Genomic DNA, 14,720 nt, shown 5'->3' with positions numbered 1-14,720 from the left:
GTTAGTCACTGCCCCCTGATGGGGGCAGTTTTGTTTAGCAGGATTTGGCAACCGGGTTATGGAGATAAGAAGAATGAAACTGGTAAAGATGTCTATCGCGGCCGTGGTTACCGCGCTGTTGGCCGGTTGTTCCGGTAGCATGGTGGTGCCCGTACAGGAGCACGCCTCCATCCTGAGTAATGCCGATCAGGCCAAGCAGGCGCTCGCTCAGACGACGAGTTGCTGCAAGGCATTCAACGAATTCAATTATGTGGCTCTGCCGGAGGGGGACACGTTGCTGACCCTGGATGGCAAGCAACCCAGTTATCAGTTTGACGAGGGGATGAGCTACTTTGCCGCCTATCGTCTGCCGGTCAATACCGGCAATCTGGCCATCACCCTGGCCTCCCAGGTGAGCAAGACGGTACTCGTGCCCAAGGTGATCATGCTGGATGCCCAGTTCAAGGTGACCCGCGTGCTGGGTGAATCTGTCTTCACGTATCAGCCAGCTCACCTGCTCGACAATGACAGGATCGAAGGCAAGGTGTTCGTGGACCGCAGCATGCCAGGCAACCCGGCTGCTGAGACCTATATGGTGGTCTATGCGCCCGCCGATAAGCTTAGCGGTTCCACCACGATACTGCATCCAGCTAAGGCTTTCGCCAGAGCGAACAATACGGTGGAACCGGCCGTAGTGGATCCCGTAATACCACACTCCCCCTGGGGCCTGGTACAGATAGTAGTTACTGATATGGCCAAGGCACAGGGCATAGAGGCTGTGTTCAAGCCCGAGTATTCGGACAAGGTTGCGATGAGTCAGGCCAAGCCCGCCACGACGGCCGTGGCTGCGACGGCGGCGACCACTGCCGCCGTGGCCGCAACTCCCAGCACACCGGCTCCCGCCATGCTGAGCGAGACCGAGACCTTCTACAACAGCCAGATCGAGAAAGCGGTCAAGGCCGGGGATATCGACAAGGCGATGCAGCTGGTGAGTGAAGCCGAGCGTGCCGGTTCAACCAAGGCGAAATCCGTCTTTATTGATGCGGTGAAACGTTCACAAAAAAACTGAATGACTGAATTTATGTAGACTTATATTTATTTCAGGCCTCCCTTGTTGGAGGCCTTTTTAATCGGTAGACTGGATAATATAAAACATTAATGCGTTACATTAAGTTACAATGAGTTTCCTTGGGTATTATATCGTTTCTCGGTGATTTATTTTGAAGTGATTCATTTCTTTTTGCCGCACGACTATAACAATACGAAATAATATTCAAGATTCCCCCCTTTCCCCTTATTTAATTATCTTGTGATCTCTCCTCCAAATTTATTATTCCCTTGGGCGCGGCGCAGGCATTTTAAAAGCTGCTGGGTTATATTCTGTTGGTCAAAATAAGCAACCCGGGAAACGCATCCAGTACAACGTCAGATGAAGAAGGTCGTCATCTATAGCTGCACTGAGTCGTTGACGGAAAAAAATCCATTCAGGAGCGCACACATGTTAAAAAATGCTTTCTCTAATCTGCAAAAGGTCGGTAAGGCGCTGATGCTGCCCGTATCGGTCTTGCCCGTTGCAGGTATTCTGCTGGGGGTGGGCGCTGCTCACTTCAGCTGGTTGCCGGAAATTGTCTCCCAGCTGATGGAGCAGGCCGGTGGTTCAGTGTTTGGTCAGATGGCCCTGCTGTTCGCCGTCGGCGTGGCACTTGGCTTTACCAATAACGACGGTGTATCCGGTCTGTCAGCCATCGTCGGCTACGGCATCATGGTCGCGACCCTGAAGGTCATGGCACCTGTGATGGGCGTCGAAAGCATAGATACCGGTGTGCTGGGGGGTATCCTCGCCGGTGGTGTCGCTGCCTGGGCGTTCAACCGTTTCTACAAGATCCAGCTGCCCGAGTACCTTGGCTTCTTCGCCGGTAAGCGTGCCGTGCCCATCATCACCGGCTTCGTCTCCATCGGCCTGGGTGTTGTGCTCTCCTTCATCTGGCCGCCGATCGGTGGTGCCATCGGTGCCTTCTCCGACTGGGCTGCCAACCAGAACCCGGTACTGGCCTTCGGTATCTACGGCGTGGTTGAGCGCTCCCTGATCCCGTTCGGTCTGCACCACATCTGGAACGTTCCCTTCTTCTATCAGGCGGGTACCTGTGTCAACGCCGCTGGCGAAACCGTACACGGCATCATGACCTGCTTCCTGACTGCTGATGACGCTTCCCGTGCTGCCGGTAACGGCTTCGGTCAACTGGCCGGTGGTTACCTGTTCAAGATGTTCGGTCTGCCTGCTGCCGCGTTTGCCATCGCTCACTCAGCCAAGCCGGAAAACCGTGCCAAGATAGTTGGTATCATGGCCTCTGCTGCCCTGACCTCCTTCCTGACCGGTATCACCGAACCTATCGAGTTCTCCTTCCTGTTCGTGGCACCGGTACTGTATGCGATTCACGCCCTGCTGGCTGGTCTGGCCTATGTGCTGACCAACTCCCTGGGTGTCGTACACGGTCACACCTTCTCCAACGGCTTCATCGACTTCGTGGTGCAATCGCCCCGTGCCGACAACATGCTGCTGCTGGTCGGTCTGGGTCTGGTCTACGCCGTCATCTACTACGTGGTCTTCACCGTGGTGATCCGTGCTATGAACCTGAAAACCCCGGGTCGCGAAGACGAAGCTGCCGAAGAGACCGTTGGTCAAAGCAAAGACGAGATGTCTGCCGCCCTGGTGTCTGCCTTCGGTGGTAAAGAGAACATCGCCTCCCTGGATGCCTGCATCACCCGTCTGCGTGTCGGCGTGAAGGATGTGGCCAAGGTTGACCAGGCTGGTCTGAAGAAGCTGGGCGCCGCCGGTGTGGTGGTTGCTGGCTCCGGTGTACAGGCCATCTTCGGTACCAAGTCCGACAACCTGAAAACCGAGATGGACATCTGGATGAAGAGCAACTAATGGTTGCCTGACATCGAGAGTTCCGAAAAGGGAGGCGAAAGTCTCCCTTTTTGCTGGGCGCTTGTCAGCCCGCTGGACGGGGCTGAGCAGCTACGGGGGGGAGGGGATTGGCAGCTTCCCTGTGGATCGGCATTAAAAAAGGCGCCTGATGGCGCCTTGTGCAGGATGGGAAACTGCCTAGAGTTTTTCCAGATCCCGCTCTATCTCGCTTATCTTGTTCTGCACCACTTTTTCCAGATGGCGCAGGTCGCGCAGGATTTTCTGCTTGATGTCCTGATCGATCTCGACCTGTACGCCCTGAGTCAGGTTATCCAGCTCATCCACCACGTACTTGAGATTGGCGTTGATCTCGGTGACATCCTTGTACTCATGGGTGCCCGAGTCTATCAGCATGGTCTTGCGCTGACGGGGATACTTGAACTTGACGCTCTTGGCGAAAAACTCCCCCTTCTGCTTCTTGAAATAGATCTTGAGGATGTCGTGGTTGGCCTCCTGGCGCAGGGTATAGCTGTCCACTGAGGTGGGCTCCTGGATCCCCAGGCTCTTCAGATTCTCGTACATCGGGCTTCCTCGGTTTGAAACGATCCTGACCCATCTATCTTAACCGAGTCACGGTGGCTTGCCTGTGACAGGAGCGCCAAAATCACCAGGGTCCCAAAAGATCCCTTTTTTCGCTGCTCGGTCGTGCATGAGAGCCACCCAAAATAGTGTGGCTGGCTCACCACCATCAAAAAGGGCGCCATCAGGCGCCCTTTTTATGCACGGCAACGCGGATTACTCGTCGATGGAACGCAGCAGGGCGTTGATACCGACCTTGGCGCGGGTCTTGGCATCCACCTTCTTGACGATGACGGCCGCATACAGGCTGTACTTGCCGCACTTGGAGGGCAGGGAGCCGGAGACCACCACCGAACCGGCCGGCACGCGACCATAGTGGATCTCGCCGGTTTCGCGGTCATAGATGCGGGTGGACTGGCCGATGAAGACACCCATGGAGATGACGGAGCCCTCCTCTACGATCACCCCTTCAACCACTTCGGAGCGGGCACCGATGAAGCAGTTGTCCTCGATGATGGTCGGGTTGGCCTGCAGCGGCTCCAGTACGCCACCGATGCCGACGCCGCCGGAGAGGTGCACGTTCTTGCCGATCTGGGCGCAGGAGCCCACGGTGGCCCAGGTATCGACCATGGTGCCTTCATCGACGAAGGCGCCGATGTTGACATAGGAGGGCATCAGCACGGTATTGGGGGCGATGAAGGAGCCCTTGCGAGCGGTGGCCGGCGGCACCACGCGCACGCCCGCCGCCTTGAACTGCTCGGCGGTGTAGTCGGAGAACTTGAGGGGAACCTTGTCGTAGTACTGGGCGTCGTCGCCCTTGATGATGCCGTTGTCATTGATGCGGAAGTAGAGCAGCACGGCCTTCTTCAGCCACTGGTGGACGACCCACTCACCGGCAATCTTCTCGGCGACCCGGGCCTTGCCGGAGTCCAGCAGATCGATGGCCTCCAGGATGGCAGCCTTGGTGGCGGCATCGACGGAGCCGGGGGTGATGGAATCACGGCGCTCGAAGGCCGCTTCGATGGTCTGTTGCAACTGGGTCATGACAGGTTTCCTTTAAAAAATTCTGTTTGTTGTATCACACTTTTCCAATCGTTTTTAAGGGCTCTAGCCGATTTCTTCAAAAGAAAGGCGATTTATTGTACTTGAGTGGCCCAACCACTTGTTCTGATTGATAAATCAGAACGGTAAACGGTGTCTTGTGAAGCCTTGCCCGGGCCTTATCGCCCCTCTTCGTCCCCCTGCTCCTGCGGGTTGAGCTGATTGACCAGCCGCTCCTCCAGCGCCTGCTGTTCGGCCTGGTTCAGCGGCTCGCCGGCCAGGGTGGTGAGGCTGAAGAAGTCTTCCACCCGCTCGCCTATGGTGGTGATCTTGGCGGCATGCAATTCGATGCCGCACTGCTGGAAGACGGCACCGATGCGGGCCAGCAGGCCCGGGGTATCCAGGGCGGTCAGCTCCAGCAGGGTGTGGCGGCTCTCCCCCTTGTGGGGCAAGAAGACCACCCGGGTCGGCACGCTGAACTGGCGGTGGCGCCTGGACAGGGGCTTGTTGCGCAGCACCAGCTTGCCCGGCTCCTGCAACGCCTTCTCCAGCGCCTTCTTGATGGTGGCGGTGCGGTTGGGGCTGATGGGTTCGCCATTGGGTTCGAGCACGATGAAGGTGTCCAGCACGTAGTCGTTGCGCGAATTCATGATCTGGGCGTCGTGGATGTTGAGGTTCTTCTGATCCAGCGCCGAGGCCACGGTGGCGAACAGATTCGGGGTGTCGCGGCAATAGATGAACACCTCGCTGCCGCCCCGGATGGGGTGCTTGCCGATGAGCACCAGGGGGGCCGGATTGTCGCCGTGCGCGATGATCTTGCGGCAGTGCCAGGCGATCTGCTCCGGGCTGTGGCGCAGGAAATAGTCGGCCTTGAAGTCGTTCCAGAGGGCGCTGACGGCCTCCTCCGGCACCTCGCGCTGGGCCAGGATCTGCCTGGCCTGACGCTGGTTCTCGCGGATCTTGAGCCGCATGTCCGGCGGGTTTTCCAGCCCCTGGCGCAGCGCCTTCTGGGTGGCGAAGTAGAGTTCGCGCAGCAGGGTGCCCTTCCAGTCGTTCCACAGGGTGTCGTTGGTGGCGCAGATATCGGCCACGGTCAGGCAATAGAGCAGATCCAGGTGCAGTTCGTCGCGCACCTTGTGGGCGAAGTCGGTGACCACTTCGGGATCATAGATGTCGCGGCGCTGGGCGGTGACCGACATCAGCAGATGGTGGCGCACCAGCCAGGCCACCAGGCGGCTCTCGTAGCGATCCAGCCCGTGCAACTGGCAGAACTCCAGTGCATCGACGGCGCCGAGTTCGGAGTGATCTCCCCGCCGTCCCTTGGCGATGTCGTGGAACAGGGCGGCGATGCTGAGCAACTCCGGCTTGCGCAGCTGGGCGAACACCTCGTGGCAGAGCGGGTGGGTCTGGCGGCTGGCCGGGTTCGGGAAGCGATGGATGTTCTGGAGCAGGCGATGGGTGTGCTCATCCACCGTGTAGGCGTGGAACATGTCGAACTGCATCTGGCCGACGATGAGGTTCCACTGGGGCAGATAGGCCGCGAGGATCCCGTACTTATGCATCAGGGTGAGGGGCTGGCCGATGCCGTTGGGGTGGCGCAGCAACGCCATGAAGAGGCGACGGCATTCGGGCAGGTCCTGCAGCCAGCAGCTGAGGGTGCGTCTGGCCTCCCGCAGCTGGCGCAGGGTGGCGGAGTGGATGCCGGCGATGTCCGGGTGCTGGGCTATCTGGTAGAAGAGCCGCAGTATGGCGGCGGGGTCGCGGCCAAACAGCTCGGAATCCACCGCATCGATGAGGCGGCCACGGAGCTGGAACTCGTCGCTGATGCGGCGCACATCCATGGCGGTGTTGCCGAGGATGGCCTCGTCAAACAGCTGCAGCAGCATCTCGTTGAGCTCGGCCACCCGTCTGACCGTCTGATAGAAGCGTTTCATCATCTGCTCGACCGGGCCGTTGCCTTCCCCCTCGAAGCCCAGCATCTGGGCCACGGTGCGCTGGCGATCGAACAAGAGGCGGTTGTCCCCCTTGTTGATGGCCATGTGCAGGGCGAAGCGCACCTTCCACAGGAAGTTCTGGCAGTCGAGCAGCTCGCGGTACTCGGCTCGGTTGAGGAAACCGTGGCTGGTCATCTCGAACAGGGTAGTGGCGCCGAAGTGGCGGCGGGCGACCCAGGCCAGGGTCTGGATGTCGCGAAGGCCCCCGGGATTGTTCTTGAGATCCGGCTCCAGCTTGTAGGCGGTGCCGAGAAACTGCTGGTGGCGCAGGCTCTGCTCCTCGCGCTTGGCGCGAAAGAAGGCCTCGCTCGGCCAGAAGTGCTGGGGCTGGGTGGCGGCCTGCAACTGCTCGAACCCCGCCTGGCGTCCGGTGATGTAGCGCGCCTCGATGAGGTTGGTGGCGACAGTGATGTCGCTGCGGCCCTGCTCGATGCACTCGCTCACGTTGCGCACCGATTGCCCGACCTCCAGCTTGAGATCCCACAAGAGGGTGATGAACTCGCCGATGCGCAGCCCCAGCACCTCGTCCAGCTCGTCCCCTTCATAGAGGATGAGCAGATCGATGTCGGAGTGGGGGTGCAGTTCGCCCCGGCCATAGCCCCCCACCGCGATCAGGGTCAGGCTGGTCTTGTCGAAGCCGAACTTGTGCCAGAGCCTGGTCAGCAGCGCGTCCATGTACTCGGAGCGGGTGGCCACCAGTTCGATGATGTTGTCACCGGCATCGAAGCGCTCGTGCAGCCAGACAAGGAAGCGGCTCAGATACTCCTTGCAGTTGTCACGGGTGAGCTGGTCGTCGGGTAACAGGTGGGGGGAAAGCAGACTGGCATCCATGGCATCTCACACACAAGTGGCAGGCAAACGGCTGGAACGGGCAGTAAAAACCCCGGCGCTTTTGAGGTCAGGGCCGGGGTTCGATGTTAGCTGTGTTTGATGACGCGGTCGATAGTGTCGTCGGGGCGCAGGGTGAGCACCTCGCAGCCATCCTCGGTGACCAGCAGGGTGTGTTCCCATTGGGCGGAGTCGCCGCCATCCTTGGTGGTGACAGTCCAGCCATCCTTGGGGTTGATGCGGCAGTGATACTTCTTGCTGTTGACCATGGGCTCTATGGTGAAGCACATGCCCGGTTTGAGCTCCAGCTTGCCGCCATTGCGGTAGTGGAGGATCTGCGGCTCTTCGTGGAACTCGCTGCCGATGCCGTGGCCGCAGTAGTCACGTACCACTGAGAAACCGGCCTGCTCGACGATGGGCTGGATCACGGCGCCGATCTCGGTGATGCACATGCCGGGACGCACTCGCTTGATGGCGGCGTACAGGCTCTCTTGCGCCACCTTGCACAGCTGGCGACGCAGGGGTGTGGTCTGGCCCACGATGAACATGGCGGAGGTGTCGCCGTGGTAGCCATCCTTGATGACGGTGATGTCCAGGTTGATGATGTCCCCTTCCCGCAGCTTCTTGTGATTGGGGATGCCGTGGCAGATCACATCATTGACCGAGGTGCAGATGGACTTGGGGAAGCCGTGATAGTTGAGCGGGGCGGGGATGGCCTGCTGTACCTCGACGATATGGTTGTGGCACAGGGTGTTCAGCTCGTCAGTGGTGACGCCAGCCTTGACATGGGGGGCGATCATGACCAGCACATCGGCGGCCAGCTGGCCGGCAATGCGCATCTTTTCAATCTCTTCCGGTGTCTTGATTTTAATGGACATGGGATCTCTCTTGGGGCCCGACTGCGCATCCTGCCGATGCCCAACAATCAGGTAATGAAAAATAGATGCGTTTGCAATCAGGGCAAAATTTTATCCCCAACCCCCGTTTACTTCCAGTGTGATCGTCATCGCAACGTCATCCAGCGGTCGCAGCCCTCGCCGGGATCCATTTTTAGCGGCCCAGCTGGTGGTGTCCTGACCAAAGTTATGGTATAAAGCGCGCCGGAATGGGGAACTTGTGCCCCCTTCCATCACCCTTACTCAATAACACACACACATCGACACCTGTACCGGGGTGCCCCTTTGGGGTCGGTTACATGGGATGTGTGGAGGCCTAACCCCAATACAGAGGTATAAAATGGCTAAAGTTTCTATGCGCGACATGCTGCAAGCCGGCGTTCACTTCGGTCACCAGACTCGTTACTGGAACCCGAAAATGAAGTCCTACATCTTCGGCGCCCGCAGCAAGGTTCACATCATCAACCTGGAAAAAACCGTTCCGATGTTTGACGATGCCATGAACTTCATCAGCTCCGTAGCTGCCAAGAAGGGCAAGGTCCTGTTTGTAGGTACCAAGCGTGCCGCGTCTGAAGCCGTAAAAGAAGCCGCTGAGCGTTGCGACCAGTTCTATGTTAACCACCGCTGGCTGGGCGGCATGCTGACCAACTGGAAAACCGTTCGTCAGTCCATCAAGCGCCTGAAAGATCTGGAAACCCAGAGCCAAGACGGTACCTTCGACAAGCTGACCAAGAAAGAGGCGCTGATGCGTACTCGCGAAATGGACAAGCTGGAGAAGAGCCTGGGTGGTATCAAGAACATGGGCGGCCTGCCTGACGTTCTGTTCGTTGTCGATGCCGACCACGAGCACATCGCTATCAAAGAAGCCAATAACCTGGGTATCCCGGTAGTTTCCATCGTTGATACCAACTCCAACCCGGACGGCGTTGACTATGTCATCCCGGGTAACGACGACGCTATCCGTGCCGTACAGCTGTACCTGAATGCTGCTGCTGACACCGTACTGGAAGCTCGCGCTCAGGACATCGTTGTTCAAGCCGAACAAGATGGCTTCGTTGAAGCTGAGTAATTGATAAGGACTGTAAAGCCCTTATTAACCAAGCTGATGTAATTGGTTAGCAGGGGCCCTTGTGGCCCCTGTTTCTTGTCAATTCAAGACCGAGGATACTGGACATGGCTAACGTTACTGCCGCCCTGGTAAAAGAACTGCGCGAGCGCACCGCCGCTGGCATGATGGATTGCAAAAAAGCACTGGAAGAAGCCGCTGGCGACATCGAGCTGGCAATTGAGAACATGCGCAAATCCGGTCAGGCCAAGGCCGCCAAGAAAGCGGGCCGTATCGCCGCTGAAGGCGTGATCTTTGCTCGCACCGAAGGCAACGTTGCCGTCATGATCGAGCTGAACAGCGAAACCGACTTCGTCGCCAAAGACGCCAGCTTCATGGCCATGGGCCAGAAGATCGCCGACATCGCCGCGACCCAGAAAATTGCCGACATCGACGCCCTGAAGGCCGCCGATTTCGGTAACGGTGAGTCCGTTGAGCTGACCATCACCAACCTGATCGCCAAGATCGGTGAGAACATGAACCTGCGTCGCGTGATGCTGGTTGAAGGTGACAACCTGGGTACCTACGTACACGGTTCCCGTATCGGTGTTATCACCAAGCTGACCGGCGGTACTGCCGACCTGGCCAAAGATCTGGCCATGCACGTCGCTGCCAACAGCCCGCAGTTCGTCAAGCCTGAAGATGTGTCTGCCGAAGTCGTTGCCAAAGAGCGCGAAATCCAGATCGACATCGCCATCAACTCCGGCAAGCCGAAAGAGATCGCCGAGAAGATGGTTGAAGGCCGCATGAAGAAGTTCACCGGTGAGGTTTCCCTGACTGGTCAACCCTTCGTTAAGGACCCGTCCATCACCGTGGCCGAGCTGCTGAAGAAAGAAGGCGCTGACGTTGTTTCCTTCACCCGTTTCGAAGTGGGCGAAGGCATCGAGAAGCAAGAGACCGATTTCGCGGCTGAAGTTGCAGCCCAGATCGCGGCCGCTCAGAAGGCCTAATCGAACCGGTTTTTCCGTTTCCCCAGACCGCGACTTATGTCGCGGTCTTTATATGACCAGGAATCAGTGACATGAGTACCAATCCCAAGCCTGCATACAGACGTGTTCTTCTGAAGTTGAGTGGTGAAGCCCTGCAAGGATCCGAGGGTTTTGGCATTGATCCAGCGGTGCTGGAGCGGATGGCCCAAGAGATCAAAGAGCTGGTTGAGCTGGGTGTTCAGGTCGGTCTGGTCATTGGCGGCGGCAACCTGTTCCGTGGTGCCGGTCTTGCCAAGGCGGGCATGAACCGCGTGGTGGGTGACCACATGGGCATGCTGGCGACCGTCATGAACGGCCTGGCCATGCGTGATGCCCTGCATCGTGCTTATGTGAACGCCCGTCTGATGTCTGCCATCTCCCTGCAGGGTGTCTGCGATTCCTACAGCTGGGCCGAGGCCATCAGCCAGCTGCGCGCCGGCAAGGTGGTGATCTTCTCCGCCGGTACCGGCAACCCCTTCTTCACCACCGACTCCGCAGCCTGCCTGCGCGGCATCGAGATCGAAGCCGACGTGGTGCTCAAGGCCACCAAGGTCGATGGTGTGTTCACCGATGATCCGGTCAAGAACCCGGATGCAGTGCTCTATCAAGAACTGAGTTATGATGAAGTTCTTGAAAAAGAACTCAAAGTGATGGATCTTGCTGCTTTTACCCTGGCCCGCGACCACGATCTGCCGATCCGGGTGTTCAACATGAACAAACCGGGCGCCCTGCGTCGGGTTATCATGGGTGAGCCGGAAGGTACCCTGATCCACCACGTCAGCAAGTAAGACAAGCCTGAGCCGCCTGGCGCGCTTGTCCATTACGCCAGTAAACAAGATAGATACGGGCCGCATGCCGGCTCGTTCGCCAAAAGGAAAACCACTGTGATCAACGAGATTAAAAACGACGCCAAGGACCGCATGGCCAAGAGCGTAGAATCGCTCAAGACCCAGATGTCCAAGATCCGTACCGGCCGCGCTCACCCGAGCCTGCTCGACGGTATCCAGGTGGAGTATTACGGTGCCGCCACTCCTCTGAAACAGTTGGCTAACGTAGTGGCAGAAGATGCCCGCACCCTGTCCATCTCCATCTTCGATCGCTCCATGATCCAGGCGGTGGAAAAAGCCATCCTGACCTCCGATCTGGGCCTGAACCCGTCCAGCAATGGCCAGACCCTGCGTGTGCCGCTGCCCCCGCTGACCGAAGAGCGTCGCCGCGATCTGACCAAGATCGTCCGTGCCGAGGCCGAAGGCGCCCGGGTTGCCGTGCGCAACATCCGTCGCGATGCCAACGCAGACCTGAAGGCGCTGCTGAAGGACAAGGAGATCTCCGAGGATGACGACCGTCGTGCCCAGGAAGAGATCCAGAAACTGACCGACGCCTTCGTCAAGCTGGTGGATGAAGCCCTGGCCGCGAAGGAAAAGGAGCTAATGGAAATCTAAGCCTCCGACAGGTATATTACGAGCGCCGTGTAGTGCCCCTGCACGGCGCTTTTGTCTTTGTGGGAGAAATGAATGTCGCTTTTGGCAGCGCTAGGCGATAGCGCCAGCTCGTCCTTGCCTCGTCACGTCGCCATCATCATGGATGGCAATGGTCGCTGGGCTCAGAACCGTGGCAAGATGCGGGTCTCTGGCCACAAGGCGGGCGTGAAATCCGTGCGTGAGGCCGTGGCCTTTGCCGCCCGTGCCAAGATGGAGGCGCTAACCCTGTTCGCGTTCTCCAGTGAGAACTGGCGCCGCCCGGAAGGGGAGGTCAATGCCCTGATGGAGCTGTTCATGACGGTGCTTGGCCGCGAGGTGAACAAGTTGCACAGCAATGGCATCCGGCTCAAGGTGATCGGCGATACCGCCCGTTTCAGTGAGCGGCTGCAGGCCAAGATCGCCAAGGCCGAGGCCCTGACCGCCGGCAACCAGGGACTGACCCTCAACATCGCCGCCAACTATGGCGGTCAGTGGGACATAGCCCAGGCGGCCCGCAAGCTGGCTCGCGCCGTGGCAGCGGGCGAGCTGGATGCAGAGGCGGTCGATGAAGAGGCACTGGCACGTCAGGTCTGCATGGCCGACCTGCCTCCGGTGGATCTGCTGATCCGCACCGGCGGGGATCATCGCATCAGCAATTTTGTGTTATGGCAGCTTGCTTATGCCGAGCTCTATTTTACCCCGGTCTTGTGGCCCGACTTTGACGAGGCCGAGTTCAGCGGGGCAGTTGCCTCCTTCGTTGCTCGCGAGCGTCGCTTCGGGTGTACGGGTGAACAGATACGGGAATTGATCGCCGCGCAACAGACCGGCTAAACCCCGCTCCCAAGAGAGAGGTTTCTTTTGCTAAAACAACGAATTATTACCGCATTACTGTTAGTACCCCTGGTGTTGGGGGCACTGTTTTTCCTGCCATTGAAATTCTTTGCCCTGCTCGCTGCCCTGGTCTTTCTGCTGGCCAGCCGTGAGTGGAGCGCCTTCGTCTCTGCCCAGCCGCAACAATGGTTGCCGCTGGTGTTCTGTCTGTTGCTCGGTGCCAGCCTGTTCTGGGTGCCCGTAGAGCAACTCTGGATCCCCCAGCTGCATCCGCTGGTGATGGGGGTGCTCTGGACCGCCATCAGCTGGTGGCTGCTCGGGCTGCTGCTGGTGCTGCGTTACCCCAGGAGCGCCAGGCTGTGGAAAGAGTCCGTCTGGCTCAAGTCCCTGTTCGGTCTGGTGACCCTGGTGCCCTTCTTCTGGTCCCTGGTGGCCATCCGTGGGTACAACTTCTATCACGACCCCATGATGGGGGCCTGGATCCTGCTGTTCGTGATGGGCCTGGTCTGGGCGGCAGATTCTGGCGCGTATTTTTTCGGCAAGGCGTTCGGCAAGCACAAGCTGGCCCCGGCCGTCAGCCCGGGTAAAACCATAGAGGGCATGCTGGGCGGCCTCTTTACCGCCAGCGTGCTGGCCATAGGCGTGACCTGGTTCATGGGCTTCGTGCCGGCCAAGATGGGGGTCGTGCTGCTCTGCTCCCTGCTGGCAGTGCTGGCGTCCGTGCTCGGCGACTTGACCGAAAGCATGTTCAAGCGGGAGGCCGGCATCAAGGATTCCGGTACCCTGCTGCCGGGCCACGGCGGCATCCTCGATCGCATCGACAGCCTGACGGCGGCCCTGCCCGTCTTCCTGCTCAGCTATCTGCTGCTCGGTCAGGAGTTCTGATGCGCAATCTGGTCATTCTGGGAGCCTCGGGCTCCATCGGTCAGAGCACCCTGAAAGTGCTGCGGCAGAATCCGGGGCGCTGGCAGGTGCTGGCGCTGACCGCGGCTCGCAGCGTGGGCGCCATGGTGCGGGACTGTCTCGAATTCTCCCCCCGTTTCGCCGTCATGGTGGATGAGAAGGCCGCCAGCGATCTGGCTGGCCGGCTCAAGACCCACGGCTGCCCCACCCGGGTGCTCTGTGGCCAGGCTGCCCTGTGCGAAGTGGCCGCTCACCCTGATGCCCACAGCGTCATGGCTGCCATCGTCGGTGCGGCGGGTCTGGCTCCCACCATGGCCGCCGTGCGTGCCGGCAAGCGGATCCTGCTGGCCAACAAGGAGGCCCTGGTGATGTCCGGCGCCTTCTTCATGGAGGCGGTGCGCCATCACGGCGCCGAGCTGCTGCCCATCGACAGCGAACACAATGCGATTTTCCAGTGCCTGCCCGAGGCCATCCAGCGCGAGCCTGGCTTCTGCGATCTGGCAGGGGCTGGCATCAGCAAGATACTGCTGACCGGCTCAGGTGGCCCCTTCCGCTATACCGACATCGACGAGCTGGCCAGGGTCACGCCGGCCCAGGCGGTGGCGCACCCCAACTGGTCCATGGGGGCCAAGATCTCGGTGGACTCCGCCACCATGATCAACAAGGGGCTGGAATACATAGAGGCGCGCTGGTTGTTCAACGCCCTCCCGGAGCAGATCCAGGTGGTGATCCACCCCCAGTCGGTGATCCACTCCATGGTGCAGTACAAGGACGGTTCAGTGCTGGCCCAGCTCGGCAACCCGGACATGTGTACCCCCATCGCCCACGCCCTGGCCTACCCGGCCAGGATTGAGTCCGGTGTGGAACCTTTGGATTTCTTCAGTGTCGGAGAGTTCAGCTTTATCCGCCCCGACTACGCCCGTTATCCCTGCCTGGCACTGGCCATGGCGGCCTGCCAGCAAGGGCAGGCGGCGACCACCTCTCTCAATGCCGCCAACGAGGAGGCCGTCGCGGCTTTTCTTGCAGAGCGCATTGGATTTATGGATATTGCCAGAGTCAACGAATCCATCATGACGACACTGGGCACCAGTGCCGCAGGTTCGCTGGAGGATCTGATTGCGCTGGATGGCAGGGCCCGTGCCCATGCCCAGCAACTGATAGAGGAGCTTGCTCGATGAACGGACTGTGGTGGCCAGCGGCCTCTCTCTACGCCTTCGGGAATGATGTC

General features: G+C 59.3%; 13 protein-coding genes. 9 read left to right on the top strand and 4 right to left on the bottom strand.

Features of this window, described 5'->3' with window-relative positions; genetic code table 11:
* Positions 1–73 precede the first annotated feature (73 nt).
* Together HB860_RS14240 and ptsG are read left to right on the top strand one after the other, a co-directional pair.
* Positions 74–1,048, top strand: coding sequence for a MalM family protein (locus tag HB860_RS14240; RefSeq protein ID WP_247627066.1), 975 nt, complete (start codon positions 74–76; stop codon positions 1,046–1,048).
* A 429-nt stretch (positions 1,049–1,477) separates the two neighbouring features.
* A complete protein-coding gene (gene ptsG / locus HB860_RS14235) occupies positions 1,478–2,908 on the top strand; it encodes a PTS glucose transporter subunit IIBC (RefSeq protein WP_139436569.1) in 1,431 nt (476 codons plus the stop codon).
* A gap of 177 nt (positions 2,909–3,085) precedes the next feature.
* Here ptsG and HB860_RS14230 read toward each other — a convergent pair whose 3' ends face one another.
* From HB860_RS14230 to map, 4 genes are all read right to left on the bottom strand, one after another.
* Positions 3,086–3,469, bottom strand: coding sequence for a DUF3461 family protein (locus HB860_RS14230; RefSeq protein WP_202046941.1), 384 nt, complete (start codon positions 3,467–3,469; stop codon positions 3,086–3,088).
* 213 nt (positions 3,470–3,682) lie between these two features.
* Positions 3,683–4,510 carry a 2,3,4,5-tetrahydropyridine-2,6-dicarboxylate N-succinyltransferase gene (gene dapD / locus HB860_RS14225; RefSeq protein ID WP_005330795.1) on the bottom strand — a complete coding sequence of 276 codons (828 nt, stop codon included), beginning with the start codon at positions 4,508–4,510 and terminating at the stop codon, positions 3,683–3,685.
* 176 nt (positions 4,511–4,686) lie between these two features.
* Entirely contained in the window at positions 4,687–7,332 is a 2,646-nt protein-coding gene (gene glnD / locus HB860_RS14220) for a bifunctional uridylyltransferase/uridylyl-removing protein GlnD (RefSeq protein WP_139436562.1), read from the bottom strand.
* 86 nt (positions 7,333–7,418) lie between these two features.
* Entirely contained in the window at positions 7,419–8,207 is a 789-nt protein-coding gene (gene map / locus HB860_RS14215) for a type I methionyl aminopeptidase (RefSeq protein ID WP_139436560.1), read from the bottom strand.
* Between the two features lie 358 nt (positions 8,208–8,565).
* On the opposite strand from map, the gene rpsB reads away from it, so the two are divergent.
* From rpsB to ispC, 7 genes are all read left to right on the top strand, one after another.
* Positions 8,566–9,294 (top strand): 30S ribosomal protein S2, encoded by a 729-nt coding sequence (gene rpsB / locus HB860_RS14210; protein ID WP_025327917.1) that lies wholly within the window; start codon positions 8,566–8,568, stop codon positions 9,292–9,294.
* A 104-nt stretch (positions 9,295–9,398) separates the two neighbouring features.
* Entirely contained in the window at positions 9,399–10,280 is an 882-nt protein-coding gene (tsf, locus tag HB860_RS14205) for a translation elongation factor Ts (protein ID WP_139436558.1), read from the top strand.
* 71 nt (positions 10,281–10,351) lie between these two features.
* Complete coding sequence (pyrH, locus tag HB860_RS14200; protein ID WP_025327915.1) at positions 10,352–11,086, top strand: UMP kinase; 735 nt, start codon at positions 10,352–10,354, stop codon at positions 11,084–11,086.
* A gap of 96 nt (positions 11,087–11,182) precedes the next feature.
* On the top strand, positions 11,183–11,740 hold the full coding sequence (gene frr, locus HB860_RS14195; protein ID WP_139436556.1) for a ribosome recycling factor: 558 nt from the start codon (positions 11,183–11,185) through the stop codon (positions 11,738–11,740).
* 72 nt (positions 11,741–11,812) lie between these two features.
* Entirely contained in the window at positions 11,813–12,589 is a 777-nt protein-coding gene (uppS, locus tag HB860_RS14190) for a polyprenyl diphosphate synthase (protein WP_139436553.1), read from the top strand.
* Between the two features lie 27 nt (positions 12,590–12,616).
* Positions 12,617–13,474 (top strand): phosphatidate cytidylyltransferase, encoded by an 858-nt coding sequence (locus tag HB860_RS14185; protein ID WP_041206258.1) that lies wholly within the window; start codon positions 12,617–12,619, stop codon positions 13,472–13,474.
* Entirely contained in the window at positions 13,474–14,670 is a 1,197-nt protein-coding gene (gene ispC / locus HB860_RS14180) for a 1-deoxy-D-xylulose-5-phosphate reductoisomerase (protein ID WP_247627065.1), read from the top strand. The genes HB860_RS14185 and ispC overlap by 1 nt, the downstream gene beginning before the upstream one ends.
* Positions 14,671–14,720 lie beyond the last annotated feature (50 nt).

This window comes from Aeromonas genomosp. paramedia, assembly GCF_023093515.1.
Classification (GTDB): domain Bacteria; phylum Pseudomonadota; class Gammaproteobacteria; order Enterobacterales; family Aeromonadaceae; genus Aeromonas.
Note: the sequence above shows the minus strand (reverse complement) of the source record. Positions and strands in the feature narration are given on the sequence as shown.